This is a genomic window from Streptomyces sp. AP-93, assembly GCF_022808175.1.
Taxonomy (GTDB): domain Bacteria; phylum Actinomycetota; class Actinomycetes; order Streptomycetales; family Streptomycetaceae; genus Streptomyces.
Genome location: NZ_JALGBX010000019.1, coordinates 133,943 through 159,674, shown reverse-complemented (window position 1 = coordinate 159,674; position 25,732 = coordinate 133,943). Strand labels below are relative to the sequence as shown.

The 25,732-nt window shown below is 72.0% G+C and carries 23 protein-coding genes; 4 read left to right on the top strand and 19 right to left on the bottom strand.

What is annotated here, in order from left to right; genetic code table 11:
- Positions 1–14: 14 nt before the first annotated feature.
- The 15 genes from MTF69_RS28480 to MTF69_RS28410 all read right to left on the bottom strand — a co-directional run bounded on the left by MTF69_RS28480 (position 15) and on the right by MTF69_RS28410 (position 17,334).
- On the bottom strand, positions 15–1,397 hold the full coding sequence (locus MTF69_RS28480; protein ID WP_243339013.1) for an aspartate aminotransferase family protein: 1,383 nt from the start codon (positions 1,395–1,397) through the stop codon (positions 15–17).
- Positions 1,394–2,428, bottom strand: coding sequence for an adenosyl-hopene transferase HpnH (hpnH, locus tag MTF69_RS28475; RefSeq protein WP_243339012.1), 1,035 nt, complete (start codon positions 2,426–2,428; stop codon positions 1,394–1,396). The genes MTF69_RS28480 and hpnH overlap by 4 nt, the downstream gene beginning before the upstream one ends.
- Positions 2,429–2,433: 5 nt before the next feature.
- Entirely contained in the window at positions 2,434–3,117 is a 684-nt protein-coding gene (locus tag MTF69_RS28470) for a 1-hydroxy-2-methyl-2-butenyl 4-diphosphate reductase (RefSeq protein ID WP_243339011.1), read from the bottom strand.
- Positions 3,117–5,183, bottom strand: a complete 2,067-nt coding sequence (gene shc, locus MTF69_RS28465) for a squalene--hopene cyclase (RefSeq protein ID WP_243339010.1) — start codon at positions 5,181–5,183, stop codon at positions 3,117–3,119. Before shc ends, MTF69_RS28470 begins: the two co-directional genes overlap by 1 nt.
- A 125-nt stretch (positions 5,184–5,308) precedes the next feature.
- On the bottom strand, positions 5,309–6,403 hold the full coding sequence (locus MTF69_RS28460; protein WP_243339009.1) for a polyprenyl synthetase family protein: 1,095 nt from the start codon (positions 6,401–6,403) through the stop codon (positions 5,309–5,311).
- Between the two features lie 80 nt (positions 6,404–6,483).
- Positions 6,484–7,857, bottom strand: coding sequence for a hydroxysqualene dehydroxylase HpnE (hpnE, locus tag MTF69_RS28455; protein WP_243339008.1), 1,374 nt, complete (start codon positions 7,855–7,857; stop codon positions 6,484–6,486).
- A 103-nt stretch (positions 7,858–7,960) separates the two neighbouring features.
- Positions 7,961–8,959: a presqualene diphosphate synthase HpnD gene (hpnD, locus tag MTF69_RS28450; protein WP_374324108.1), complete on the bottom strand. Its 999-nt coding sequence runs from the start codon at positions 8,957–8,959 to the stop codon at positions 7,961–7,963.
- The gene (hpnC, locus tag MTF69_RS28445; protein WP_243339066.1) at positions 8,956–9,876 is read right to left on the bottom strand and encodes a squalene synthase HpnC; all 921 of its coding nucleotides are present in this window, start codon (positions 9,874–9,876) and stop codon (positions 8,956–8,958) included. Before hpnC ends, hpnD begins: the two co-directional genes overlap by 4 nt.
- 406 nt (positions 9,877–10,282) lie before the next feature.
- Entirely contained in the window at positions 10,283–11,059 is a 777-nt protein-coding gene (locus MTF69_RS28440) for an ABC transporter ATP-binding protein (RefSeq protein WP_243339007.1), read from the bottom strand.
- Positions 11,052–11,981: an ABC transporter permease gene (locus MTF69_RS28435; protein ID WP_243339006.1), complete on the bottom strand. Its 930-nt coding sequence runs from the start codon at positions 11,979–11,981 to the stop codon at positions 11,052–11,054. Before MTF69_RS28435 ends, MTF69_RS28440 begins: the two co-directional genes overlap by 8 nt.
- A 96-nt stretch (positions 11,982–12,077) precedes the next feature.
- Positions 12,078–12,956: a glycosyltransferase family 2 protein gene (locus MTF69_RS28430; RefSeq protein WP_374324152.1), complete on the bottom strand. Its 879-nt coding sequence runs from the start codon at positions 12,954–12,956 to the stop codon at positions 12,078–12,080.
- A gap of 35 nt (positions 12,957–12,991) precedes the next feature.
- Positions 12,992–13,771 (bottom strand): CDP-alcohol phosphatidyltransferase family protein, encoded by a 780-nt coding sequence (locus tag MTF69_RS28425; protein ID WP_243339004.1) that lies wholly within the window; start codon positions 13,769–13,771, stop codon positions 12,992–12,994.
- On the bottom strand, positions 13,749–14,810 hold the full coding sequence (locus tag MTF69_RS28420) for an iron-containing alcohol dehydrogenase family protein (RefSeq protein ID WP_243339003.1): 1,062 nt from the start codon (positions 14,808–14,810) through the stop codon (positions 13,749–13,751). The genes MTF69_RS28425 and MTF69_RS28420 overlap by 23 nt, the downstream gene beginning before the upstream one ends.
- On the bottom strand, positions 14,798–15,550 hold the full coding sequence (locus MTF69_RS28415) for a sugar phosphate nucleotidyltransferase (RefSeq protein WP_243339002.1): 753 nt from the start codon (positions 15,548–15,550) through the stop codon (positions 14,798–14,800). Before MTF69_RS28415 ends, MTF69_RS28420 begins: the two co-directional genes overlap by 13 nt.
- Entirely contained in the window at positions 15,547–17,334 is a 1,788-nt protein-coding gene (locus MTF69_RS28410) for a DUF5941 domain-containing protein (protein WP_243339065.1), read from the bottom strand. The genes MTF69_RS28415 and MTF69_RS28410 overlap by 4 nt, the downstream gene beginning before the upstream one ends.
- A 430-nt stretch (positions 17,335–17,764) precedes the next feature.
- On the opposite strand from MTF69_RS28410, the gene MTF69_RS28405 reads away from it, so the two are divergent.
- Positions 17,765–19,093: a GNAT family N-acetyltransferase gene (locus MTF69_RS28405; RefSeq protein WP_374324102.1), complete on the top strand. Its 1,329-nt coding sequence runs from the start codon at positions 17,765–17,767 to the stop codon at positions 19,091–19,093.
- A 161-nt stretch (positions 19,094–19,254) separates the two neighbouring features.
- The gene (idi, locus tag MTF69_RS28400) at positions 19,255–19,854 is read left to right on the top strand and encodes an isopentenyl-diphosphate Delta-isomerase (RefSeq protein WP_243339001.1); all 600 of its coding nucleotides are present in this window, start codon (positions 19,255–19,257) and stop codon (positions 19,852–19,854) included.
- Positions 19,855–19,936: 82 nt separating this feature from the next.
- Here the strand turns inward: idi and MTF69_RS28395 are convergent, their stop codons facing one another.
- Both MTF69_RS28395 and MTF69_RS28390 read right to left on the bottom strand, forming a co-directional pair.
- The gene (locus MTF69_RS28395) at positions 19,937–20,491 is read right to left on the bottom strand and encodes an ATP-binding protein (RefSeq protein ID WP_374324099.1); all 555 of its coding nucleotides are present in this window, start codon (positions 20,489–20,491) and stop codon (positions 19,937–19,939) included.
- Positions 20,492–20,585: 94 nt separating this feature from the next.
- Positions 20,586–21,197, bottom strand: a complete 612-nt coding sequence (locus MTF69_RS28390; RefSeq protein WP_243339062.1) for an HdeD family acid-resistance protein — start codon at positions 21,195–21,197, stop codon at positions 20,586–20,588.
- A gap of 228 nt (positions 21,198–21,425) precedes the next feature.
- Between MTF69_RS28390 and MTF69_RS28385 the strand changes: the two genes are divergently transcribed.
- Complete coding sequence (locus tag MTF69_RS28385) at positions 21,426–22,175, top strand: enoyl-CoA hydratase/isomerase family protein (protein ID WP_243339000.1); 750 nt, start codon at positions 21,426–21,428, stop codon at positions 22,173–22,175.
- Here the strand turns inward: MTF69_RS28385 and MTF69_RS28380 are convergent.
- Together MTF69_RS28380 and MTF69_RS28375 are read right to left on the bottom strand one after the other, a co-directional pair.
- Positions 22,150–22,788 carry a DJ-1/PfpI family protein gene (locus MTF69_RS28380; RefSeq protein ID WP_243338999.1) on the bottom strand — a complete coding sequence of 213 codons (639 nt, stop codon included), beginning with the start codon at positions 22,786–22,788 and terminating at the stop codon, positions 22,150–22,152. The genes MTF69_RS28385 and MTF69_RS28380 overlap by 26 nt on opposite strands.
- 113 nt (positions 22,789–22,901) lie before the next feature.
- Positions 22,902–23,882: a GlxA family transcriptional regulator gene (locus MTF69_RS28375; RefSeq protein WP_243338998.1), complete on the bottom strand. Its 981-nt coding sequence runs from the start codon at positions 23,880–23,882 to the stop codon at positions 22,902–22,904.
- Between the two features lie 192 nt (positions 23,883–24,074).
- On the opposite strand from MTF69_RS28375, the gene MTF69_RS28370 reads away from it, so the two are divergent.
- Positions 24,075–25,712, top strand: coding sequence for an ABC-F family ATP-binding cassette domain-containing protein (locus MTF69_RS28370; RefSeq protein ID WP_243338997.1), 1,638 nt, complete (start codon positions 24,075–24,077; stop codon positions 25,710–25,712).
- The last annotated feature ends 20 nt before the right edge of the window (positions 25,713–25,732 follow it).

The window sequence follows — 25,732 nt, the reverse complement described above, 5'->3', positions numbered from 1 at the left end:
GCCCAGCGGTTGACTCAGCGGTTGGCGACGGCCTGCTTCACCAGCGTCCGGCCGAAGTCCCACATCAGCGCGCCGCCGCCGTGGGCCTCGTCCATGACCGCGCGGAAGGCGCCGACGAACCGGTCGACGTCCGCCTCGTCCACGATCAGCGGCGGGATCAGCTTGATCACTTCCAGGTGGTCGCCGGAGACCTGCGTGAGGATCCGGTGCTTCTGCAGCAGCGGCACCACGACCATCTGCGCGAACAGCCCCTTGCGCGCCGCCTGCAGCATGCTCCAGCGGCTCCGCAGACCCAGCGACGACGGCCGGCCGAACTCGATGCCGATCATCAGCCCGCGTCCCCGTACCTCGTGGAGCAGTTCGTACTCGTCCACGAGCGCGCCGAGCCGCCCGCGCAGCAGGTCGCCCATCGCGCGGGCATGGGCCACCACCTGCTCGTCCTCCATGACGGACAGGACCGCGAGCCCGGCCGCCATCGCCTGCGCGTTGGAGCCGAAGCTGGCGGAGTGGACGAGCACCCGGTCCATGGAGGAGAAGACCTTCTTGAAGATCCAGTCCTTGCCCAGGGTCGCTCCGACGGGCACGTAGCCGCCGGAGAGCGCCTTGGCCACGCAGACCAGGTCCGGTTCGACTCCGGCCTCGTGCTGGTAGGCGTAGAAGTCGCCGGTCCGTCCGAGGCCGGTCTGCACCTCGTCCGCGATCAGCAGCGCCCCCCGCCGGTGGAGCAGCTCCTGTGCGGCGAGCAGGAACCCGGGCGGGGCGGCGAGCACCCCCTTGCCCTGGATCGGCTCCACGACGAAGGCCGCCACGTCCCCCTTCTTCAGTTCCCGCTCCAGCGCGGCCAGGTCCCCGAGGGCGACCTTGGTGTCCGGCAGCAGCGGCGCGAAGCCGTCGCGGAAGCCGGCCTCGCCGTTGACCGAGAGCGAGCCCGTGGTGAGCCCGTGGAAGGCGTGGTCGCAGTAGAGGACCCTGGGCCGCCCGGTGGCGTACCGGGCGAACTTCAGGGCGGTCTCCACGGCCTCGGTGCCGCTGTTGCCGAAGAAGACCCGGTCCAGGTGCGGACTGTGCGAGAGCAGCTTCTCGGCCAGCAGCCCGGGCAGCGGCTGGCAGTCGAAACGGGTGAGGTCGGCGAGCTGGGCGTCCAGCACGTCGTGCAGGGCCTGTCTGACCACCGGGTGGTGGCGGCCCAGGCCCATCACCCCGAAGCCGGCCAGCATGTCGAGGTAGTCGTTGCCCTCGGCATCCCAGAAGTGGGCTCCCTCGGCCCGCTCGTAGACCTTGTCGAAGCCGATGGTGTGCAGCATCCGGGGCAGCTGGTGGTTGAGGTGGCGGGCGTGCAGTTCGTACCGCTCGCCACCCCGCTCGGCGAGCAGGGTGGCGAGGTCGAAGCCGGTCATGCCGACTTGTCCGGCCGGTTCCCGCCCACGGTCTCGCGGGCCGCCCGCAGCGACTCCTTCAGCGATCCCATGGTGGCCAGGACGGCCGTGGGCTCGTACCCGCAGTGCGCCATGCAGTTCGCGCAGCGCGGGTCCTTCCCGCGGCCGTACTTGCTCCAGTCGGTCTCCTCGATCAGTTCCCGGTACGAGGGCACGTACCCGTCGCTCATCAGATAGCAGGGGCGCTGCCAGCCGAAGAGCGAGTAATTCGGAATGGCCCAGGCGGTGCAGGGGAAATCGACTTTGCCTTCCAGGAAGTCCAGGAAGAGCGGGGAGTGGTTGAGCCGCCAGCGCCGCCGGTTGCCGCCCGCGAAGGCCTTCTTGAAGAGTTCGCGGGTCTGTTCGACGCCGAGGAAGTGCTCCTGGTCGGGGGCCTTTTCGTAGGCGTAGGCCGGCGAGATCATCATCTCGTCCACCTGGAGATCGTCATTGAGGTAGTTGAGGACCTCGATGATGGTCTGCGGGGTGTCGGTGTTGAAGAAGGTGGAGTTGGTCGTCACCCGGAATCCGCGCTTCTTCGCCTCCTTGATGGCCGCGACCGCTTCGTCGAAGACGCCTTCCTTCGCCACCGACTCGTCGTGGCGCTCGCGCAGACCGTCGATGTGCACGGCGAAGGCGAAGTACGGGGAGGGCGTGAACTTCTCGATCTTCTTGCGGAGCAGCATGGCGTTGGTGCAGAGGAAGACGTACTTCCGCTTCGCCACCAACTGGCGCACGATCTCGTCGATCTGCGGGTGCATCAAGGGCTCGCCGCCCGCGATGGACACCATCGGCGCGCCCGATTCCAGCACGGCGCCCACCGCCTGGGCCACGGGCATGCGCTGCTTGAGCACCCCGGCCGGGTGCTGGATCTTCCCGCACCCCTCGCAGGCCAGGTTGCAGGCGTAGAGCGGTTCCAGCTCGACGATCAGCGGGAACTTCTCACGCTTGCGGAGCTTCTGTTCGAGCAGGTACGTCCCGACCCTGATGGTCTGTCGCAGTGGCATGGCCATCTGGCTCACCTCCTGGGGAGCAGCAAAGAACGGTGCCATTCATAAAACGCGGGCAGTACGGCACGCAGTACGCGAAAGGCCGATATTCCCCCGCGAACGGTGCCGATGCGGACGAGCTCATGCTCCGGAGCGTCCACGATCACCCGGACGGCCGCAACCGGACGGTCCCTGGCCCCCGGGGCGCTCCCGTCCCGGGTCGCGGTCCAGAGGGTGGCGGCCGATTCCATGTCGACCCCGATGGCCCCGGTGGCGCGCAGCCTGGCGCGCTCCTGGCCCCGGACGACGTGGTCGGATCCGGTCAGTGCACCGAGGTGTACGGTCCGGCCGGGTACGGCCCGGGCCAGCGCCTCGGCGAGCAGGGCGGTACCGGCGCAGGCGACCGTGCCGCGCGGGTCCCGGGTCTCCTCGGCGACGATCAGGTCGCCGGGGCTCATGCCGGGCAGCAGCCCGGCGCAGAATCCGGTGGCGAGCACGGCGGCGCCGTGCAGCTCCGGTGCGGCCAGCTTCCGGCCGACGGCGCGCTCAGCCGCGCGCGGGCCCATGCCGGTGCGCAGCACCTCGTACCGCTCGGGCGCGCCCTGCTCCCGCCCGCCGCGGTACGAGGTGCTGCGCAGGGCGGTGCGTTCGATGCGCAGGGCGCAGGCGATCAGCAGCGGCGGCGGGGCGGCCGCGGTGGGGCCGCCGGCCATCAGGCCTCCCCGGGGAGCGGGGCGGCGTGCGGGAGGGCGGCGGGATCCGCGTACCGCCCGCCCGGGCCGAACGGTTCTCCGTACAGGTAGCGGCCGAGCGCGGTGAGCGGGAAGACCTGGCGGTACAGGTGGTAGTTGATGGAGAAGTCCCAGGGGAAGCCGGTACCGGTGAAGTACGGCTCGTCCCAGGTGCCGTCGGAGCGCTGGGTGGAGACGAGGTAGCCGATCCCCCGCTCCACGGACGGCGCGTCGCGCTCCCCGGCCGACAGCAGCGCCATCAGCGCCCACGCCGTCTGCGAGGCGGTCGAGGCGCCCTTCCCCGCCCAGGACGGGTCCTGGTAGGAGCGCTGGTCCTCGCCCCATCCCCCGTCTTCGTTCTGTACGGATTCCAGCCAGTGCACGGCCCGCCGGATGGCGGGGTGCGAGGGGGCGTAGCCGGCCGCGGTCAGGGCCGGGACCACGGAGCCGGTTCCGTAGACGTAGTTGGTGCCCCAGCGGCCGAACCAGCCGCCGTTCGGGTCCTGTTCGGCGAGGAGCCAGGCGATGCCGCGCCGGGTGCGCGCGTCGCCCGCCCGGCCCTCGACTGCGAGCATTTCCACCACGTGGGCGGTGACGTCGGCCGAGGGCGGGTCGATGACCTCGCCGAAGTCGCAGAAGGGCAGCTTGTTGGGGAAGGGGCTGGTGTTGTCGGCGTCGAAGGCTCCCCAGGCGCCGTTCTTCGACTGCATGCCGAGGTTCCAGGACACCCCCCGCGCGATGGCGCCTTCCACCCGCGCCGGGTCGGGATGCCTGACGCGGCGCAGGGCGAGGACGACCTCGGCGGTGTCGTCGATGTCGGGGTAGTTGTCGTTGTGGAACTCGAACGCCCAGCCGCCCGGGGCCAGTCCGGGGCGGCGCACGGCCCAGTCCCCGCTGCGCACGATCTCCTCGCCGAGCATCCAGTCGGCGGCCTTGATCAGGGCGGGGTGGTCGGGACGCAGTCCCGCGTCGGCCAGCGCGATGGCCGCCAGGCAGGTGTCCCAGACCGGGGACTGGCAGGCTTCGATCATGCGGGCGCCGTCCGAGCGCCAGACGGCGAAGCGGTCCAGTGACTCCAGTCCCGCGCGCATCACGGGGTGCCGCAGGTCGTAGCCGAGCAGGTGCAGGGCGATGACGGAGTACACGGCGGGCGGCTGGATGCCGCCCCAGCAGCCGTCGTTCTCCTGCCGTTCCACGATCCAGCGTCCGGCGCTGGCCATGGCCGCCGCGCGCAGCCGGCGCGGGGCGAACCGGCGGTAGACGTGCAGGGCCTTGTCCATCCGCTGGAAGGCGCCGTCCCAACTGGCCAGCGGTGCGAGCTTCTTGACGGGGTACGGAGTCCGTGCGTCGGTGTGCAGCTCGTCCAGGGCGAAGGGGGCCGGGCGGACCGGGCGCAGTGCGGAGACCACGGTGAGGGGGACGATCGTCTGCCGGGCCCAGCAGCCGAAGTCGTAGATGTTCAGCGGCACCCAGGACGGCAGGAAGAGCAGTTCGGGCGGGAGTTCGGGCAGGTGGTCCCAGCTCCACCAGCCGAACAGCGCCAGCCAGATGCGGGTGAAGACGCGGGCGCCCGCGACTCCCCCGTGGGCCCGGATCCACGCCGAGGCGCGGGCCATGTGCGGGGCGTCGGGTGCGTCTCCGGCGAGGCGCAGGGCCACGTAGGCCTCGATGGTGGCGGACAGGTCGCAGGGACCGCCGTGGAAGGTGGCCCAGGTGCCGTCGTCCTGCTGCTCTCCTCGGATGAACAGGGCCGCGGCCCGGGTGGTGGCCTCGTCGCGGATCCCGAGGAACTGGCGCAGCAGCAGGTCCTCGGCGTCCATGGTGACGTTGGTCTCCAGGTCACCCTTCCACCAGCCGGCCTCGTCCTGCCGCTCCAGCAGGTCCCGGACCGCCCGCTCGGTGGCCTCGCGGACCCCGCGCAGCCCGGCGGGGCCGGGGTCCGGGCCGGCTCCCGGGGCCGGGCCCGGCGGCCCGGCGCCGGGCCCGGGACCGGGTTCGTTCGGGTCGGCGCCGCAGGCATGGGCGCCGCCGTTGGTCGTCGCAGTCATGGCTTCCCCTTTGCGTGCAGTGTCCTCTGCTGTCATCCGCTGTACTGGGGGCCGCCGTCGGCCGGTACTACTGGCAGGCAGTACCGGCCGGCGACTCGCGATTCATATGCGCGTACGGGTGGCGATCACCTCTTGCGCACGACGACGAAGTCGGCGAGCGCCACGAGCTGGTCGCGCACGCGCTGGTCCATGTCCACGTCGTCGAGGGCCTTGATGGCGATCTCGTACTGGCGGCGCGCCTCGTCGGCGGTCCACCGGCGGCCGCCGGCCGCCTCGATGAGTGCGGCGCGGGCCGCGAACTCCTCCTCGGAGAAGTTCTCGAAGTCGTTGCTCTTGGCGTCGGCGGCGAGCAGTTCGGCGAGTTCCTCGCAGGCCGGTCCGCCGGCGGCGAGGGCGGCGACGACGGGCAGCGACTTCTTGCGCTGGCGCAGGTCGCTCCAGGTCTGCTTGCCGGTGGACTCCGGGTCGCCCCAGATGCCGAGGAGGTCGTCGACGGCCTGGAAGGCGAGGCCGAGGTGGTAGCCGTACTCCTCCAGCTTGTCGGCCGTACGGTCGTCCGCGCCGCCAAGCACGGCGCCGATGGAGACCGCGCAGGCGAGCAGGGCGCCGGTCTTGTTGCCCTCCATCTCCAGGCATTCCTCGACGGTGACGCTCTCGCGGTGCTCGTAGGAGATGTCCTGGGCCTGGCCGTCGATGAGCTTGCGGCTCGCGGTGGTCAGGCGGCGCGCCGCGCGGCCGGCCTCGACCGTGCCGAGCTCCAGGAGCACCTCGTTGGCCAGGGCGAACAGCGCGTCGCCGACCAGGATCGCGAGGGCGGGTCCGTGGACCTTCCACACCGTGTCGCGGTGGCGGCGCTGTTCGTCGCCGTCCATCAGGTCGTCGTGGAGCAGCGAGAAGTTGTGGACGAGCTCGACCGCGACGGCGCCGGGAATGCCGACCTCGGCGGCGGCGCCGGCGGCCTCCGCCGAGAGCAGGGCGAGGGCGGGGCGCACGGCCTTGCCGCCGTCGCCGTCCGCCGGGTTGCCGTTGGCGTCGATCCAGCCGAAGTGGTAGGCGGCGACGGTGTCCATGGGCGCGGCGAGCCGGTCCACGGCGGCGCGGAGCACGGGCGTCGAGAGCGTACGGCCTCGTTCGAGGAGGGCGAGCGTGTCCGCCTTCTCCCCGCCGGCCGGGCCCGCACTGGCGTCCGTGTTCTCGACGGCCGGATTCCCCGGGTTCACTGGCTCTCCTCTGGTTCCTGTACGTACTGCGGTGCTTGGTCCTGCGGTGGTACCGATGGCGCCGACGGTGCCGGTGGTGGTCATACCGCCTCCTGCAAGGGGTGTTCGCGGTGGCGGCCCAGCGGGACGAGCGCGGCATGGGCCGCGCTCAGTCCGCTGCGGACGGCGCTCTCCATGGTCGCGGGCCAACCCGTCGCGGTCCACGCACCGGCGAGGTACAGCCCCGGCGTGTCGGTCCGGGTTCCGGGCCGCAGCCGGCCGACGCCCGGGGTGGGGGCGAAGGTCGCGGTGCGCTCCCTGGTGACGAAGAAGTCGCGCACCTTGGCTCCGCGCGCGGCGGGCAGCAGCCGTTCGAGCTCGGGAAGGTACTTGTCGCGCAGGACGGAGACGGGTTCGTCGATGTCCTCGTGGGCGACCGACTGGGACAGCGCCAGGTACTGGCCGCCGTCGGGGAGTCCGGAGGAGTCGGTGCGGTCGAAGACCCACTGGACCGGGGATCCGAGGGCCGCGAAGAAGGGCTGCTTGAGTACCTTGCGGTCGTACACGACGTGCACGTTGAGGATCGGCGCGGTGCCGATGTCGAGCAGCTTGTCGGGGTCGGCGAGCGCTCCGGCGGGCAGCAGCCCGTGCGCCTCGCGCTGCGGGACGGCGAGGACGACGGTGCCGGCGTCGAACGAGCCGCCCTCGGTGGCCACCCGCCAACCGCCCTCCGGGGTACGGGAGATGTCCGTGACCCGGGTGCGCAGTTCGGTGCGCACCCCGGCGGCGTCCAGGGCCTTGCGGGCGAGGGTGTCGTGCAGGTCGCCGAGGGGTACGCGGGCCCAGCCGATGTCGGCCGCGCCGTTCTCGGAGAGCAGGCCGGTCTTGAAGACCATGGCGGCCAGGCCCAGCGAGGACTGCCCCGCGGTGGCGTTGAGGGTGGCGATGCCGACGAGGTCCCACAGCGCCTCGATGGTGCGCGGGGACTGGCCGTACCGGCCGAGCCAGGTCGCGAAGTCCACGCCGTCGAGCGCCGGGTCGGCGGGGTCGAGGCGGCGCAGCGCGAGGGCGGCGCGCCCGACGGACGCCCGCTCGGCGAGCGAGAGGTGCGGGTAGCGGGCCAGCGAGGCGGCCAGGTGCAGCGGTACGGGCAGGGCGCTGCGGCGCAGCCGGCCGAGCCGCGGGCCGCCGGGGTGGGCGACGTCGAGCACGGGTACGTCGAGCCGGTCCTGCAGGGGTGCCAGGTCAGCGCCCCCGACGCGGTCGAGGAACCACCGGTAGGCGGTGCAGCAGCGCAGGTAGACGTGCTGGCCGTTGTCGACGGTCAGCTCGCCGCGCTTGAAGGAGAACGCCAGGCCGCCGAGGCGGGGGCGGCCCTCCAGCAGGGTCACCCGCAGGCCCGCGTCGGCGAGTTCCAGCGCGGTGGTGACGCCGGCGAGCCCGCCGCCGACGACCACGGCGTGGTGCGCGGTCATGCGTCCTCCTCTGTCGCGTACGGGGGCCCTCCCACAGACGCCGCCGGGCGCCGCGGGGTTGCTCCCGTGCGCCCCTTCGCCGCGGCTCGCCGGCCCGCCGCCATCAGAGCCGCCTCTTGGTGCTCTGGCGCGCGATGGTCCGCGCGTCCAGGCCGGAGAGGCCGCGGACGGCCACGTACGCCTTCTCGTGCGGCGGCAGCGAGACCCGGCCGCGGAGCACCGCCTGCGGCTCGCGCTCGATGCGGTCGAGCAGGCGCCGGTAGATGCCGGCCATGGCCGCGACGCAGGCGCCGCTGCGCCGGTCGAGCAGGGGCAGCAGCCGGTAGCCCTCCACGAACAGGGCGCGGGCGCGCCGCACTTCGTGGTGGACGAGTCCGGTGAAGTCGGAGCCGTGGGGCATCCGCTCGCTGCGGAAGCCCTCCGAGCAGCCGAACTTGGCGAGGTCCTCGGCGGGCAGGTAGGTGCGGCCGTTGCCCGCGTCCTCGCGGACGTCCCGCAGGATGTTGGTGAGTTGCAGGGCGAGACCGAGGGTGTCGGCGTACTCGCCGGCCCGTGCCGCGTCGTGCGCGCCGGACCCGGCGGTGCCGAACACGCCGAGCGAGAGCCGGCCGATGGCGCCGGCCACGCAGCGGCAGTAGACCTTGAGGTCGTCCCAGGTCTCGTACGTCTCGCCGCGGACGTCCATGAGGACGCCGTCGATGAGTTCGTCGAGCCCTTCGAGCGGGATCGGGAAGCGGCGCGAGGCGTGCGCGAGGGCGACCGCGACGGGGTCGGTGTCGTCCTCGTCGATCTCCTCGGCGCGGATCCGGCCGAGGAGGGTGCGGGTCTCCTCCAGCCGGGTCAGTTTGACCTCGTGCGGCAGCGTGCCGTCGCCGATGTCGTCGACCCGCCGGGAGAAGGCGTACAGCGCGGACATCGCCTGCCGCTTGTCTGCGGGCAGCAGCCGGATGCCGTAGGCGAAGTTGCGCGCCTGCGAGCCGGTCACGGCCTCGCAGTAGCCGTAGGCCGCCGCAATCAGTGAAGACGTTGCGGCCGGTGCGGACATCGCTGTCGGCGCGTCCGGTGCGGACGCGTGTGTGGGGCCCTCCACGGTCGGGCTCACCCCTTTCTCGGCGCTGTGCGCAGGACGGCGGCCACCTCGCGGAGCAGGCCGCTCTTGGTGGCCTTGGGCGGGCCGGGAAGGACGTCGAAGCCGGCGGCGGTGACGGCTCGCAGGGCGGCGCGTCCCCCTCCCACGAAGCCCGCGAGCAGCAGCCGGAGCCTTCCGTGGACGCTGCCCACGAGCGGCGTGCCTTCGTCGAGGAGTTCCCGCGCCCGTTCGGTTTCGAAGGCGACGAGGGCGCGTACGGACGCCCCCGCGGACGGGGCCTTCAGGTCGGTCTCGGTGACGTGGAAGCGGCGCATGTCCTCGCCCGGGAGGTAGATCCGGTCCCGGGCGAGGTCTTCGGCGACGTCCTGGAGGTGTTCGGCGATCTGCAGGGCGGTGCAGACGGCGTCCGAGCGGCGGATCCGCTCGGGGGTGCTGGTGCCGGTGAGGTCGAGCACGAGCCGGCCCACGGGGTTGGCGGAGAGCTCGCAGTAGCCGAGCAGGTCGCCGTACGTCGCGTAGCGCGCGACCCGCTGGTCCTGGCGGTTGGCCTCGACGAGCCCGAGAAACGATTCGGGGGTGAGCCCGTGGGCGCGCACGACGGGCTGCAGGGCCAGCATCAGCGGATGGCGCGGGGGCCCGTCGGTGCCGCCGAAGACGCGCCCGAGGTCGGCTTCGAGGGCGTCGAGCATCGCGGGCCGGTCGTCCGCGGCGGCGGGGTCGAGACCGAGCAGCACGGCGTCGTGGCCGCCCGGGGCGAGGTCGCCGTCGCCGATGTCGTCGACCAGGCGGGCATATCCGTAGACCGCCATCAGGCCCTCGCGCCAGGCGCGGGGCAGGAAGGCGGGGGCGACGGGGAAGTTCTCGGAGCGCGCCTTGCCGAGGGTGGCGGCGCCCGGGTGGGCGGGGAAGGAGCCGGAAGCGTCGGGCAGCTCGTGCGGCCGGGGGCTGGTGCCGTGCCCCGGGGTCACCGCCCGCCGCCCGCGGCGGGGACGGCCGTCGTGCCTGGGGGCCGGAGAATTCCCGTAGCCATTGCCGTCACATCTCCCGTTCTACACTGCCAACCCAATACATCCTATTTCGGACACGCCGCCGCGCATTCCCCGGGGCGTCCTGGGCTATTCACCTCGGGGGAATCGCCCCCTCTTGCCCGCGATTGAGGCCTGGCCCAGCTTACGCTGTACAACGCCGCCGGGGCTCGACGGGTATTCGGTCCACCACACAATGTCGCCCGCACGCCACCGCGGGAAAAGGGGGGCCGCCGGGTGCGGCGGGCGCCCGTACGGCATGCGACGGCCCCCGCCGCCGGACGCGGTGGGGGCCGTCGGTGGAAAACCGTCAGCTGGTCGCCTTCTCGTATGCCGAGACGACTTCCTCGGTGGGGCCGTCCATCAGGAGTTCGCCCCGCTCCAGCCACAGCACCCGGTCACAGGTGTCGCGGATGGACTTGTTGTTGTGACTCACGAGGAAAACGGTTCCGGCCGTCTTGCGCAGTTCGCGGATGCGCGCCTCGGAACGCACCTGGAACTTCCGGTCACCGGTGGCCAGCGCCTCGTCGATCATCAGGACGTCGTGATCCTTCGCCGCGGCGATGGAGAAGCGCAGGCGCGCCGCCATGCCGGAGGAGTAGGTCCGCATCGGCAGGGAGATGAAGTCCCCCTTCTCGTTGATTCCCGAGAAGTCGACGATGTCCTGGTAGCGCTCCTGGATCTGCGCGCGGGTCATGCCCATCGCGAGACCGCCGAGCACCACGTTCCGCTCGCCGGTGAGGTCGTTCATCAGCGCCGCGTTGACGCCCAGCAGCGAGGGCTGGCCGTCGGTGTAGACCTTGCCGGACTCGCAGGGCAGCAGACCCGCGATGGCGCGCAGCAGGGTGGACTTGCCCGAGCCGTTGGAGCCGATGACACCGATGGCCTCGCCGCGGTACGCGGTGAAGGTGACCCCGCGTACGGCGTGGACCCGGCGGACGCCCGGTCCGTCGCCGCCCCGGCGCATTATCTTGCTGAGCGCCGCCGTGGCGCTGCCTTTGCCGGAGCTGCCGGTGTTGACCCGGTAGACGATGTGCACGTCGTCGGCGATGACGGTGGGGATGTGCCCCTGGTTGTTCTCAGCCACGGCCGTAACGCTCCTCAGCCTTCCAGAAGTACACGAATCCGCCGAGTCCGATCAGGACCGCCCAGCCGACGGCGAAGGCCCAGACGTGGGGCGGCAGGTTCTCCCGGCCGTACCCGTCGATGAGCGCGAAGCGGATCAGGTCCATGTAGATCGCGGCCGGGTTCCACTGCAGCACGTCCGCGATCCACGCGGGCTTGTCCTCGAGCATCGCCTTGATCGAGAACATGACGCCGGAGGCGTACATCCACGTCCGCGTGACGAACGGCATGAGCTGCGCGAGGTCGGGGGTCTTGGAACCCATCCGGGCGAAGATCAGGGCGAGGCCGGTGTTGAAGGCGAACTGGAGGACCAGCGCCGGGAGCACGAGCAGCCACGACAGGCTCGGGTAGTTGCCGAATCCGATCGCGACCACGAACACGACGATCATCGAGAACATCAGCTGCTGGAGCTGCTGCAGCGAGAAGGAGATCGGCAGCGAGGCGCGCGGGAAGTGCAGGGCGCGGACCAGGCCGATGTTGGCCGGGATCGCCCTGACGCCCGCCATCAGCGAGGACTGCGTGAAGGTGAAGACGAAGACGCCGATCACCAGGAAGGGGATGTAGTCCTCCTTGGCGATGCCCTTGCCGGCGTCCAGGATCAGCCCGAAGATCAGGTAGTAGACCAGCGCGTTCAGCAGGGGGGTCGCCACCTGCCAGATCTGGCCGAGCTTCGCCTGGCTGTACTGGGCCATCAGCTTGGCCCGGGAGAACGCGAGGATGAAGTGGCGCCGCTCCCAGAGCTGGCGCACGTACGGGACCAGGCCCGGCCGGGCCCCGCTGACGGACAGGCCGTACTTCCCGGCGAGCTCCGCGGGGCTCAGCCCGGCGTCTTCGGACGGCCGCTTGCTCGTGGCAAGGGTTCCGTCCTGGGTTGTGTCACTCACAAGATGAAACTTTCCGTCTTCATGATGCGGGAGAAGGTGGCATCGGGCCTGAGTCGATCGGTTCGTGATCGCGCCATGGTCTCAGACCCGGACGTGTCAGATGACAGGCGGTCTGCCCAGCCGGGTCAGCCGCCAGACCGTACGCCATTTCATGGGGCGCCGGGGGCCGCACGAGGTGGTCCAGCCCTCCTTGAAGCCGCCGAACCAGGCCTTGAGCGCGGGCCCCGAGGGCTTGCGCAGGAGCGTCAGCAGAAGCCACACGCCCACGTAGACCGGGACCAGCGGGGCGGGCAGGTTGCGGCGGGCCAGCCACACCCGGTTGCGGGCCACCATACGGTGGTAGACCGCGTGCCGGGAGGGGGCCGTGGCCGGGTGCAGGAGCACCATGTCCGCCCGGTAGTCGATCAGCCACCCGGCGTCGAGCGCCCGCCAGGCGAGATCGGTCTCCTCGTGCGCGTAGAAGAACTGCCCGGGAAGGTCTCCGACCTGTTCGAACACCTTCGTGCGGACGGCGTTGGCGCCGCCCAGGAAGGTGGTCACGCGCGAGGAGCGCATCGGGTCGGCGGCCCGCAGCCTCGGGACGTGCCTGCGCTGGGTCTCGCCGGTCTGCGGATCGGCGATCCGGAAGCTGACGATGCCCAGCTCGGGGTCCTCGGTGAACGCCTGCCGGCACAGCTCGGCGGTGTCGGTGCGCTCCAGCAGGCCGTCGTCGTCCAGGAAGAGCAGGACGTCCGCGTCGAAGCCGTCCGAGCCGCCGGCGCCCGCGCCCGCGGTGCGGAAGGCCTCGATGCCGACGTTGCGCCCGCCCGGGATGCCCAGGTTCTCGGGCAGCTCGACGGTGCGCACGCCCGCCGCCGGATCCGCCAGGCCGGTGAGCCGTACGCCCTGGCCCACGACGACCACCTCGACCGGGGCCCCGTCCTGCCGGGCCACCGAGTCGAGGAGCGCCTTGAGCTCGTCCGGGCGGTTGCCCATGGTGATGATGACGGCGCCCAGCCGCAGCGGCGCCGTCACTTGAGCCTGCTGGAGGCCAGGACCGACACCAGGTGCAGCACCGTCTGCAGCAGGGCGATGCCCGCGAGCACCGCGACGCCGAGGCGGGAGAAGTACAGGTCGCCGCGGACCTGGTCCAGGACGGCCAGCACCAGGATGAGCAGCGAGGCCTCGATGCCGAGGACCAGGCGGTGGAACTTGAGCGCGGCGGCGGCCCGGCGGGCGAGCGCCATGCCGGACGAGCGGGGGGTGGCCGCCGCGTCCTGGACCACGGGCTTGCCGGCCTGGTGGCGGGCGACGCCCACCAGGTCGGTCTCGGCCTTGATCAGGATCGCGCCGAGCGCCGCGAGGGTGCCCAGGAAGGCCCACAGCCAGTCGATGCGCCCGCTGCCCCACAGGTCGGAGGCGCGCAGGCCGAAGCCGACGAGCACCGCCGCGTCGCACAGGTACGCACCGACCCTGTCCAGGTAGACCCCGGACAGCGAGAACTGCTTCTTCCAGCGGGCGACCTCGCCGTCGACGCAGTCGAGCAGCAGGTACATCTGGACCGCGACCACGCCGAGGACGGCGCCCCAGACGCCCGGCACCAGCAGGGCCGGGGCGGCGAGGACTCCGGCGAGGGTCATCACGTAGGTCAGCTGGTTCGGCGTGACCTTGGTGGTGACCAGGAGGCGGGTGATGCGCAGGGAGATCTCGCGCATGTAGAGGCGCCCGCCCCAGTGCTCGCCGCTGACCCGGTCCTTGACGCCCGCCGGGTGAACGACGGGCCGGAGTTCAGCTACGGATGGTCTTGGCATAGTCGGCGTAAGCGTCCCTGATCTCGGCGGCGGACAGGTTGAGGTGCTCCAGGATCGTGAAGCGTCCCGGACGGGTCTGGGGGGCGTACTCGACCGCCGCGACGAACTCGTCCACGCTGAACCCGATCTCCTCGGGCAGCACGGGCAGCCCGTGACCGCGCAGCACCTGGACGAAGAGCTCGGACTTGTCCGTGTCCCCCCGCAGGTGCATGGCGAAGGCCGCGCCGATGCCGACCTGCTCCCCGTGGAGCGCGGAGCGTCCCGGGTAGAGCAGGTCGAAGGCGTGGCTGATCTCGTGGCAGGCGCCGGACGAGGGGCGGGTGTCCCCGCTGATCGCCATGGCGATGCCGGAGAGGACGAGCGCCTCGGCCAGCACGGTGAGGAACTCGTCGTCGCCGACCCCGCCGGGGTGGCGCAGTACGGACTCGCCCGCGGTACGGGCCATGGCGGCGGCCAGACCGTCGACGGGCTCGCCGTTGAGGCGGTGCGAGAGCTCCCAGTCGGCGATGGCCGAGATGTTGGAGATCGCGTCGCCGATGCCCGCGCGGACGAACCGCGCCGGGGCCTCGCGGATGACGTCGAGGTCGACGACCATCGCGATCGGCATGGGCACGCCGTAGGAGCCGCGGCCGTTGTCGTTGTCCAGGATGGACACCGGCGAGCAGATGCCGTCGTGCGAGAGGTTGGTGGCGACGGCCACCATGGCGAGCCCGACCCGCGCCGCGGCGTACTTCGCCACGTCGATGATCTTTCCGCCGCCCAGGCCCACGACGGCGTCGTAGCGGCGTCCCTTTATGTCGTCGGCGAGCTTGACCGCGGAGTCGATGGTCCCGTCGACGACGGGGTACCAGTCGGCGTGCGGCAGCACGGGCTCCAGCTTGGCGCGGAGCACCGCGCCGGAGCCGCCGCTGATGGCGATCGCGAGCTTGCCGGACGCGGAGACGCGCTGGTCGGCCAGGAGGCCGGCCAGATCGTCCATCGCGCCGCGGCTGATGTCGACGACGACGGGCGAGGGGATGAGCCTCGTCAGTACTGGCATGCGATCGTCCGGCCCTTGGCGAGGTCGTCGTGGTTGTCGATCTCGACCCACTTGACATCACCGATGGGGGCCACGTCGATGGTGAAACCGTCGTTGACGAGCTGCTGGTAGCCGTCCTCGTAGTAGAGGTCGGGGTCGCGCTCGAAGGTGGTCTTCAGAGCCTCGGCCAGCGCCTCGGCGGCCTCCGGCTCGATGAGGGTGACGCCGATGTACTCGCCGGTCGCGGTGGCCGGGTCCATCAGCTTGGTGATGCGCCGGACACCCTTCTCGCCGTCGGTGATGACCTTCATCTCCTCGTCGGCCAGGTTCTTGACCGTGTCGAGGGCGAGGATGATCTTCTGCCCGTTGCCGCGGGCGGCGAGCAGCGTCTTCTCGACGGAGACGGGGTGGACGGTGTCGCCGTTGGCGAGGATCACACCCTGCCCCAGGACGTCACGGGCGCACCACAGGGAGTAGGCGTTGTTCCACTCCTCGGCCTTGTCGTTGTCGATCAGCGTGATCTTGACGCCGTACTTGGCCTCCAGCGCCTCGCGGCGCTCGTACACGGCTTCCTTGCGGTAGCCGACGACGATGGCGACCTCGGTCAGGCCGACCTCGGCGAAGTTGCCGAGCGTCAGGTCGAGGACCGTGATGCTCTCCTCGTCCCCTTCGGGTCCGACGGGCACGAGGGCCTTGGGCAGGGTGTCGGTGTAGGGACGCAGGCGGCGTCCGGCTCCGGCAGCGAGGACGAGGCCGATCATGCTGGTTCTCCTTCGTCATGTACGGCGGGTGCCCCGGAGGACACCCAGAAGCGGATGCTCTCCACGAGCACCACGAGTGCCACGAACACGGCGAGGGCCGTGACCGCGACGGGGAAGTCCACGGCGCGCGACGCCAGGACGGCGGCCATGACCGTGATCAACAAGATCCGGCCTTCGTGCCCGCCGATCGTCCGCACCAGCCAGTGCGGGGGCGCGCCGGTGCCACCGCGGATGCGGTAGACCGTGTCGTAGTGATGGTAGGCGACCGCCGCGACCAGTCCGAATGCCGCCGGGAGGGCCCCGGGGACGTCGGCCTTGACGGCGAGGGCGAGGACCGTCACGTACTCGGCGGCGCGGAACAACGGCGGAAGCAGCCAGTCGAGGGCGCCCTTGAGGGGCCGCGCGACCGCGCTGCCGCTCACGACGGCGTAGAGGAACCCGGCGAAGACAACTGTCCAGGAGCCGAAGGGCTCGATCCAGGCGGCAGCCACGATCAGGGCCGCACCCGCGGCTGCGAACAGCAGGGGAAGCCGCTGTGGGCGGGGCGTCAGGCGGATGATCAGCTCGGCGAGCGGGCCCGAGTCGGCGAGGTCGGCCAGCGCCTGCGCGGCCCGGTCGGTACGGGTCGCCTTGCGGGTCAGCGAGCGCAGGACCCGGCCGGCGGTGGTGTACAGCGCGCCGAAGGCGCAGCCGACGAGCAGGGCGTAGAAGACGATCCGGGGGGTCGTCACGGCGGTCAGCACCGCGATCATGGCCCAGCGCTCGCCGATCGGCAGGATGATCATGCGCCGGACCCAGACCGTCCAGCCCCGGCTGTCGAGTTTGTCGGACAGGGCCGCCGTGGGACTCGTGTTTGCCGTGGCGTCGTGGTTGGCCTCGTTGAAGGAGAAGTCCACCACGTGCCGGCAGGTCATCAAGATCATGGCGCCTAGGGCCAGGGCCCAGACGTCGTCGCCGTTGCGGGCCGCGCCGAGCGCGAGGCCCGCGTAGAAGGAGTACTCCTTCGCGCGGTCGAAGGTGGCGTCGAGCCAGGCGCCCATCGTCGAGTACTGGAGCGAGTAGCGGGCGAGCTGCCCGTCCGTGCAGTCCAGGACGAAGGAGACGAGGAGGAGCACGCCGGAGGCCACGTAGCCCCAGCGGTCGCCCGTGGCGGCGCAGCCGGCCGCGATCAGCGCGGTGACCAGCGAGGCGGTGGTGACCTGGTTGGGGGTCAGTCCGCGGCGCGCGCACCAGCGGGCGATGTAGCGCGAGTACGGGCTGATGAAGAAGGTGGTGAAGAACCCGTCGCGGGACTTCACGGCGGTGCGCAGCCGGACGGCCTCGTCGTCGACGGACGCGACGGCGGCGGCGGCCTCCCGGCGCTCGGCGGTCGTGGCGGGCACGGCGGCGACGAGGGTGCCCAGCTCGGGGCGGTGCACGGGGGTGCCGGCGGCCTCGACGACGGCGGCGAGCCGGTCGGGGGACGGGCCGTCGCCCGCGGGGGCGGACGCGTCGAGCGCGGCGGCCCGGTCCAGGGCCGCGCGGGCGCCGGACTGTACGGCGAGGGCCCCGGTGACGGCGCAGGCGTCGAACCGCGGGTCGGTCAGCGCGAGCCGCAGCGCGTGCACGTGCCCGACGAACTCCCCGTCCACGACGGCCACCCGCTGGTCCGCGGGTACGAGCGCCAGCGCGGCGGCGGTGTCCGACGGGGTGGCCGCGGGGCGGACCTCGAAGCCGAGGGAGCGCAGCTCGTCGGCGAGCGCTGATCCGGGCACCGGCAGGCCGGTAAGGATGACGGTCGGCAGACGAACTCACTCCTTGCACGCACACGGGTAACGATCGCCGGGTGGGCCGGCAGCACGTCGGCAGAGGCTATCGGATGAACGGAAGCAGGGGTTCACCGCCTGTTTACGCCCCGATAAGCCGAAAATCACGGGCCTGTCGACCCTGTGCCGATCATCATTGACGATCGGGAGGAGCGATCACAAACCGCTGTCGGCACCGCTGCTGTTAAGCTGGCCGCAGACGTGTACGAGTTCCGCCAAAGCGTCCTAATCGCCCGAATGTCACATGAGATGTGACGAAAGAAAGAAAGAGGTGGGGTTGATGACCGTCGCAGGCGTCGCCGCCCAGCGCAGCGCACTCCGGTTCATCCCCCTCTCCTTCCGGGCGTCCGGCCGGGTCTGATCACACCGATCACCCCCGTCGGCCGGAGCCCCCTTTCAAGGGTTCACGTTGACCGACCACACCGACAACACCGCTGACACCAGCAACTCCCACACCACCGATTTCGGCACGCAGAGCAGCCTCTTCTTCGAGGCGTTCTTCGCGCTGCACCGCGGCCTGCCCCGGCAGTCCCCCGGTTCCGAGGCGACCACCCGCCACCTGCTGTCCCTGTGCGGACCGCTGCCCGAGCGGCCGCGCGCCCTGGACCTGGGCTGCGGCCCCGGCCCCAGCGCCCTGCTGCTCGCCGCGGAAGCGGGCGGCCGCGGGGCCGACGTCATCGCCGTCGACCTCAATGACGGCTTCCTCGACGAGCTCCGTGCGGCCGCCGCGGCCCGCGGGCTCGCCGACCGCATCCGCGCCGTCAAGGCGGACATGGGCGACCTCCCCTGGCCGGACGGTTCCTTCGACCTCGTCTGGGCCGAGGGCTCCGCCTACAACATCGGCTTCGCCACCGCGCTCGCACGGTGGAAGCGACTGCTCGCCCCCGGCGGCACCCTGGTGCTGAGCGAGTGCGAATGGACCGTCGACGAACCCTCCGCCGGGGCCCGCGCCTTCTGGGACGTGCACTACCCGCTGCACACCACCGCCCAGAACCTGGCATCCGTGCAGGCCGCCGGCTACCAGGTGCTCGGCGTCCACCTCCAGCCCGACTCCGACTGGGCCGCCTACTACGGTCCGCTCGGCGAGCGGGTGGCCGGGGCGCCGGAGCCCGCCGGGCCCGAGGCCGCGGCCGCGCTGGGCTTCGTACGCGAGGAGATCGACGTACGGGAGCGGTACGGACACGAGTACGGGTACACCGCCTACGTCCTGCGGCCGGTCACGGCCGGGGACGGCGGCGCCTGGACCGTCCGCCCCGAGGCGGCCGGGGACGCGGCCGCCGTGCACGCGCTGAACTCGGCCGCCTTCGGGACCCCGGCCGAGGCCGACCTCGTGGACGCGCTGCGCGCGGACGCCGCCTGGCTGCCCGGCCTCTCCTACGTGGCCGAGGACCCGGACGGGTCGGTCGCGGCGCACGCCCTGTTGACCCGGTGCGAGGTGGACGGGGCGCGGGCGCTCGCGCTCGCCCCGGTGGCCGCCGCTCCCGCGCTCCAGCGCTCGGGCGCCGGCAGCGCGGTCGTACGGGCCCTGCTCGCGGCGGCCGCGGAGCGCGGGGAGAACCTCGTCCTCGTCCTCGGGCATCCCGAGTACTACCCGCGCTTCGGGTTCGTGCCGGCTTCGCGCTTCGGGATCAAGGCGCCCTTCGAGGTGCCCGACGAGGCCATGATGGCGCTGGTGCTCGACGATTCGGTGCCGGTTCCCGCGGGCACGATCAAGTACCCGTCCCCCTTCGGGGTTTGATGCGGGATCCGGCCCGCGGCCGGATGAACTGACCGATCGGCACGCTCCGCCCCCCGTCGCATATCACGCGGCGGGGGGCGGACATGCGCAGATCACCGAAGTGGGGGCAATCCCCATTTGTACGGCAGACTGAAAGCCGAAGTCCGAAGCGAAGGATGGGTATGCCGACCACACCAGCCACCGCCGCGAACAGTGCGACCACCGGCGCCGGCTCTCAAGAACCGATCATGCTCGAACTGGTCGACGAGTCCGGCAACACCATCGGTACGGCGGAGAAGCTCTCCGCCCATCAGGCGCCGGGTCAGTTGCACCGGGCGTTCTCGGTGTTCCTCTTCGACGAGCAGGGCCGGATGCTGCTCCAGCAGCGCGCCCTCGGGAAGTACCACTCCCCCGGCGTCTGGTCGAACACCTGCTGCGGTCACCCCTACCCCGGGGAGTCGCCGTTCGCGGCGGCGGCCCGGCGGACCCACGAGGAGCTGGGGCTGTCGCCCTCCCTGCTCGCGGAGGCGGGGACGGTGCGCTACAACCATCCGGACCCGGCGTCGGGGCTGGTGGAGCAGGAGTACAACCACCTGTTCGTGGGACTCGCGCAGCGGTCGGTGCGGCCGGATCCGGAGGAGATCGCGGACACCGCCTTCGTGACCGCGGAGGAACTCGCGAAGCGGCACGCCGAGGTCCCGTTCTCGGCCTGGTTCATGACCGTGCTGGACGCGGCCCGGCCCGCGATCCGCGAGCTGACGGGCGACGCGGCGGGCTGGTAGCAGCCGGCAGTCTCCGGCGGCCCCGGTCGGCAGTAGCCCCGCGGTCGGTAGCGGCCCCGGTCGGCAGTGGCCCCGCGCGGGCTCAGACCGCCGAGGTCGGGGTGGCGGCGGGTGACGCGAGGGTCGCGGTGAGCGGCAGGGCCGCCCAGATCACCTTGCCGCCCGTGGAGGTGTGCTCCACGTCGCAGACCCCGCCGGCCTCCAGCGTGATCTCCCGGACGAGGAGCAGACCCCGGCCGCCGGTCTGGCCGAAATCGGCCTCCAGCGCCTTGGGGCGGTACGGGTGGTTGTCCTCGACGGCCACCCGTACCCACTCCCGGCCGATGGCGACCTCCACCGCGACCTCCGGCGAGAGCAGGGCCGCGTGCCGGACCGAGTTCGTCACCAGTTCGGAGACGATCAGCAGCAGGGAGTAGACCAGGTCCCGGTCGGCCGGCACCTCCTGCCGGCCGAGCAGGTCACGGACCGCACGGCGGGCCTGCGGAACGGATTCTTCTACCGCGGGCGCCGTGAATCGCCACACTCCCTCGTACGCGAGGGGGGCGGCCGCGACCTCCGGCTCCTCCCCCTTGACTGGCGGGACGCTCCCGCTGACATCCATCTCCCGGCCCCCGTCTTCACGCTCGATCGTCTGCACACGTCAAGAGTGGAGACCGGACCGCTCCGGGCCCGACCACTGACCAGAAGTCAGCATCAATCGGACACTTTCTGACCGCTGGCGTATGACAGAGTCAGTTGTTCGACCGTTCCTGATCTTCTGGGGGACGGCTCTCGGCCGCCTCACGCGTCCCGGGCGCGGCGGCTCCCGCCCCTGCCGGCGTCACCGGGACCTCGTCGTCCCTGACCAAGCCCAGGATGCGGCGGGCTCCCATGCCCACGGCGATCAGGCTCAGGCCGTCGAACAGCAGCGCGAGGGAGAAGAACGCCCCGATCACGTACAGGCTGCTGCCGGGCCAGTTGGCGAGGATCAGGAGGCCCAGCAGGATGCCGAAGGCACCCTGGACCAGGGTCAGCCCGAGGTGCGCGCCGCGCACCACGACGGCGCCTGCCAGCCGGAACACCCCGCCGGTGAGGAACAGCAGCGCGGCGAACATGGTGAGCGCCTCCGCGCTCGCCTCCGGGCGGCGCAGCATCACGAAACCGGCCGCGATGTTGATCGCGGCGACGATGACCGCGAGCCAGAAGTAGTTGCTCTTGCGGGACTGGATCGCCTGGAGCAGGCCCACCACGCCGCCGAACAGCAGCAGCCAGCCGAAGAGGAACATCGTGGTCAGGGTGGCGACGCCGGTGTAGACGAGGCCCACCAGCCCGGCCACCACCAGGAGCGCCCCGAGCAGGGCCATCAGCGCGAAGCTGCGGCTGACCTTCTTCTTGTCGTCCTTCGTGTCCTGTGGACCCGTACGGTCCTTGCGGTCCGCACGCTCGGCACGGTCTGCGCCCATGGACGCGCCACCTCCTCGATGCCCCCGACGGACTCCTCGGACCACTCCTCGACTGCCTGCCGGTCCACCGAGCTGCCGGGTACCGGTCTCTTGATCATAGGTTTGACCGCCCGGGATAGCATCCGGCGCATGGACGCAGCCCTCCTCTCCTCCGTCGCCGACGGGGTCGCCACCGTCGTGATCTCGCACCCCGCCAAGCGCAACGCCATGACGGCCGCGATGTGGCGCGGGCTGCCGGAACTGCTGGCCGGGCACGCGGCGGATCCCGCCGTACGGGTGCTGGTCCTGACGGGGGCCGGCGAGACCTTCTGCGCGGGGGCCGACATCTCCTCGCTGACCGGGGACCAGGACCCGCAGGCCCTGGCCGTGGCGGCGGAGGAGGCGCTCGCCGCCTTCCCCAAGCCCACGCTCGCCGCGATCCGCGGGTTCTGCGTGGGCGGGGGCAGCCAGCTGGCCGCCGCCTGCGATCTGCGGTTCGCCGAGGAAGGCGCCTCCTTCGGGGTGACGCCGGCGAAGCTGGGCATCGTGTACCCGGCCTCGTCCACCCGGCGCCTCGCCTCCCTGGTGGGCCCGGCCGCAGCCAAGTACCTGCTCTTCTCCGCCGAGTTGATCGACGCGGAGCGGGCGCTGCGCACCGGACTGCTGGACGAGCTGCTGCCCGCGGGGCAACTAGCCAAGCGGGTCGCGGAGTTCACGCGGATCCTGGCCACACGCTCACAGCTCACGCAGAGTTCGGCGAAGGAATTCGCGGACGGCCGCACGGACCGGGACGCCTACTGGGCCGCGCAGGCCGCCGCGAGCGGCGACATCGCGGAGGGGGTCGCCGCGTTCCTGGGACGCCGCGCGCCCGCCTTCAGCTGGACTCCGCCGGCGGAGTGAGCGAGCGGAGCAGGGCGACGATCTCGGCAGGCGCCTTGTCGGGGGAGCCCGCGTCGTAGGGCGGCTGCGGGTCGTACTCGGTCATCAGCTGCACCGTCTGCGCGTACGCGTCTCCCGCGATGCGGCCGAGGAGCGTGAGCCCCATGTCGATGCCCGCGGACACTCCGGCGGCCGTCACGTACTTCCCGTCGAAGACCACCCGCTCCGAGGCGGGCTCCACCCCGAACGAAGGCAACCGGTCCAGGTACAGCCAGTGGCTGGTGGCCCGGCGCCCCTCGAGCAGGCCCGCGGCGGCGAGCAGGGTCGAGCCGCTGCAGACGGACGTGGTCCACGTGCTGGTGGCGTCGACGGTCCGCAGCCAGTCCAGTACCACGGGGTTCTTCATCTCCCGGTCCGTGACCCGCCCACCGGGCACGAGGACGATGTCCGGCCTCGTCACCTCGTCGAGCCCTTTGTCGGCGACGAGCGCGAGCGAGCTCTGGTCGGTCCGTACGGGCCCCGGCCGCTCGGCCACGAACACGGTCTCGGCGCCCTGGAGGCGGCCCAGGGTGTCGAAGGGCCCAATCGCGTCGAGGGCGGTGAATCCGTCGAAAAGCAGTACGGCGATCTGCATGGCTCCTCCGGAGCGGTGGTCGGGGTCCGGCGGTCGTGCGGCCGGGGCACGGTCGGGGGCGCGGTTCCTGGGGGCGAGGTCAAGAGGTCAGGGGTCAGGTCAGGGGTCAGGGGTCAGGGGTCAGGGGTCGGCCGCGGCGGGGTGCCGAAGCGGCGGCGGTATTCGGCCGGGGGCTGGCCCAGGGCCTTCACGAATGCGCGGCGCAGGGCTTCCGGGTTGCCGTAGCCGCAGGCCCGGGAGATCTGGGCGATGCCCTCGCCGCCCTCCTCCAGCAGCCGCCGCGCGTGCTCGACCCGGACCCGTTCCACGTACCGCCCCGGCGTGACCCCCGTCTCCGCCTGGAAGGACCGCGCGAAGTGCCGGGGCGACAGTGCCGCCCGCGTGGCGAGCGCCTCCACGCTCAGGTCCTCCTCCGGGTGCTCCGTGATCCAGTGCTGCACCTCCCGCAGCGGCTCCCGCCGCGCCGTCTGCGCCGCGAGTTGCGCGCTGAACTGCGCCTGGTTCCCGGGCCGGCGGAGGAAGACCACCAGGTGCCGCGCGACGGACAGCGCCAGCTCCCGCCCGTGGTCCTCCTCCACCAGCGCCAGCGCGAGGTCGATGCCCGCCGTGACCCCGGCCGAAGTGGACACCGGCCCGTCGCGGACGTAGACCGGGTCGGGTTCCACGGTGACGGCCGGGTAGTCCCGGGCCATCCGCTCGCACACGTACCAGTGGGTCGTCGCCCGCCGTCCGTCCAGCAGCCCGGCCTCGGCCAGCAGCAGGCTGCCGGTGCACACCGAGACCAGCCGCTCCACGGACCCGCCGTGCGCGCGGAGCCAGTCCGTGATCTCCGGCGCGAAGTCCCCCGTGTACCGGCCTCCCGGCACCAGCAGGGTGGTCCCGGCGCCCGGACGCTCGCTCTCCAGGTCCCCGTCCGGGACCAGCCGCAGCCCGCTGCTCGTACGGACCGGGGCGCCGCCAGGTGAGACGGTGCGGAGCGCGTACCGCGCGGGTCCGGGGTGACGGTGCGCGCCGGAGAACACCTCCATCGGCCCGGTGACATCCAGGCTCTGTACGCCGTCGTAGAGGACGACGATTACGTTTCGCGACGACATGGCCTCATCGTGTGACACCCGCGCGATGACCGCAATGACGTGTACCCCACCTATCCGGCCATGCGGGTCCCGGTGCGTGACGGCCCTGTGGGCGGCCCTGCGACTCGTCGGTGCGTGACCCCGCGGGCCGGCCGCCGCTCCGCCCCGGCCCCGGGACCCGGACGGGTGGGGCGCGGATAGGATCGGGGCATCATGACTGCAACCCTCGTCGCCAAGAAGCTCACCGCCGCGCACGGTGAGCGCACGCTCTTCGCCGATCTCGACCTCGTCGTCGCGCCCGGCGACGTCATCGGCCTCGTCGGCGTCAACGGCGCCGGGAAGTCCACCCTGCTGCGGATGCTCGCCGGGCTGGACGCCCCCGAGACCGGGGAGCTGCGCCTCTCCCCGCCCACGGCCGCCGTCGGGCACCTCCCCCAGGAGCCCGAGCGGCGCCCCGGCGAGTCCATCCGCGAGTTCCTGGCCCGGCGTACCGGGGTGGCCGCCGCGCAGGCGGAGCTGGACGCGGCGACGCAGGGCCTGGTCGACGGAGCCCCGGGCTCCGACGACGCGTACGGGGACGCCCTCGACCGGTGGCTGAACCTCGGCGGCGCCGACCTCGACGAGCGGGCCCAGGAGGTCGCCGACGACCTCGGGCTGTCCGTCGGCCTCGACCTGCCGATGACCGCGCTGTCCGGCGGGCAGGCCGCCCGCGCGGGACTGGCCTCGCTCCTGCTGTCCCGCTACGACGTCTTCCTGCTCGACGAGCCGACCAACGACCTCGACCTCGACGGTCTGGAGCGTCTGGAGCAGTTCGTGAAGGGGCTGCGCGCCGGCACCGTCGTGATCAGTCACGACCGCGAGTTCCTCACGCGCACCGTCACCAAGGTCCTCGAACTCGACCTGGCCCAGCAGCAGATCAACCTCTACGGCGGCGGCTACGACGCCTACCTGGAGGAGCGCGACCGGGCCCGCAACCACGCCCGCGAGGAGTTCGAGGAGTACGCGGGCAAGAAGTCCGCCCTCGAAGGCCGGGCGCAGATGCAGCGCAACTGGATGGACAAGGGCGTGCGCAACGCCCGCCGCAAGGCGAGCGACAACGACAAGATCGGCAAGAACCTGCGCGGCGAGTCGAGCGAGAAGCAGGCCGCCAAGGCCCGCCAGACGCAGCGCGCGATCGAGCGGCTCGACGTGGTCGACGAACCGCGCAAGGAGTGGGAGCTGCGCATGGAGATCGCGGCGGCCCCGCGCTCCGGCTCGGTGGTGGCCACCCTGCGCGAAGCGACGGTCCGGCGGGGGGACTTCTCCTTCGGACCGGCGAGCCTGCAGATCGACTGGGCGGACCGGGTCGCCATCACCGGCGCCAACGGGGCCGGCAAGTCCACCCTGCTGGCGGTCCTCCTGGGCCGGCTCGCACCGGACTCCGGCTCCGCCACCCTGGGTTCGGGCGTCCTGGTCGGCGAAGTGGACCAGGCCCGTGGTCTGTTCCTCGGCGACGAGTCGCTCCTCGAGGCCTTCTGCGCCGCCGTTCCCGACACCGAACCGGCCGAAGTCCGCACCCTGCTCGCCAAGTTCGGCCTGAAGGCGGTCCACGTGACCCGCCCGGCGGCCACCCTCTCCCCCGGCGAGCGCACCCGGGCGGCCCTGGCGCTGCTCCAGGGGCGCGGGGTGAACCTGCTGGTGCTGGACGAGCCGACGAACCACCTCGACCTGCCGGCGATCGAGCAGCTGGAGTCCGCCCTGGAGGCCTACGAGGGCACCCTGCTGCTGGTCACCCACGACCGCCGGATGCTCGACGCGGTCGAGGTGACCCGCCGGCTGCACGTCGCGGACGGCAAGGTCACCGAGCTCTGAGGCTCCGGCGCGTCATCGCC

Excerpts from the sequence above, each read along its gene's own strand:
- MTF69_RS28480 (WP_243339013.1), bottom strand. The coding sequence starts at position 1,397 with ATGACCGGCTTCGACCTCGCCACCCTGCTCGCCGAGCGGGGTGGCGAG.
- hpnH (WP_243339012.1), bottom strand. The coding sequence starts at position 2,428 with ATGGCCATGCCACTGCGACAGACCATCAGGGTCGGGACGTACCTGCTC.
- MTF69_RS28470 (WP_243339011.1), bottom strand. The coding sequence starts at position 3,117 with ATGGCCGGCGGCCCCACCGCGGCCGCCCCGCCGCCGCTGCTGATCGCC.
- shc (WP_243339010.1), bottom strand. The coding sequence starts at position 5,183 with ATGACTGCGACGACCAACGGCGGCGCCCATGCCTGCGGCGCCGACCCG.
- hpnE (WP_243339008.1), bottom strand. The coding sequence starts at position 7,857 with ATGACCGCGCACCACGCCGTGGTCGTCGGCGGCGGGCTCGCCGGCGTC.
- MTF69_RS28430 (WP_374324152.1), bottom strand. The coding sequence starts at position 12,956 with ATGGGCAACCGCCCGGACGAGCTCAAGGCGCTCCTCGACTCGGTGGCC.
- MTF69_RS28425 (WP_243339004.1), bottom strand. The coding sequence starts at position 13,771 with ATGCCAAGACCATCCGTAGCTGAACTCCGGCCCGTCGTTCACCCGGCG.
- MTF69_RS28420 (WP_243339003.1), bottom strand. The coding sequence starts at position 14,810 with ATGCCAGTACTGACGAGGCTCATCCCCTCGCCCGTCGTCGTCGACATC.
- MTF69_RS28415 (WP_243339002.1), bottom strand. The coding sequence starts at position 15,550 with ATGATCGGCCTCGTCCTCGCTGCCGGAGCCGGACGCCGCCTGCGTCCC.
- idi (WP_243339001.1), top strand. The coding sequence starts at position 19,255 with ATGCCGACCACACCAGCCACCGCCGCGAACAGTGCGACCACCGGCGCC.
- MTF69_RS28390 (WP_243339062.1), bottom strand. The coding sequence starts at position 21,197 with ATGGCCCTGCTCGGGGCGCTCCTGGTGGTGGCCGGGCTGGTGGGCCTC.
- MTF69_RS28385 (WP_243339000.1), top strand. The coding sequence starts at position 21,426 with ATGGACGCAGCCCTCCTCTCCTCCGTCGCCGACGGGGTCGCCACCGTC.
- MTF69_RS28380 (WP_243338999.1), bottom strand. The coding sequence starts at position 22,788 with ATGCAGATCGCCGTACTGCTTTTCGACGGATTCACCGCCCTCGACGCG.
- MTF69_RS28375 (WP_243338998.1), bottom strand. The coding sequence starts at position 23,882 with ATGTCGTCGCGAAACGTAATCGTCGTCCTCTACGACGGCGTACAGAGC.
- MTF69_RS28370 (WP_243338997.1), top strand. The coding sequence starts at position 24,075 with ATGACTGCAACCCTCGTCGCCAAGAAGCTCACCGCCGCGCACGGTGAG.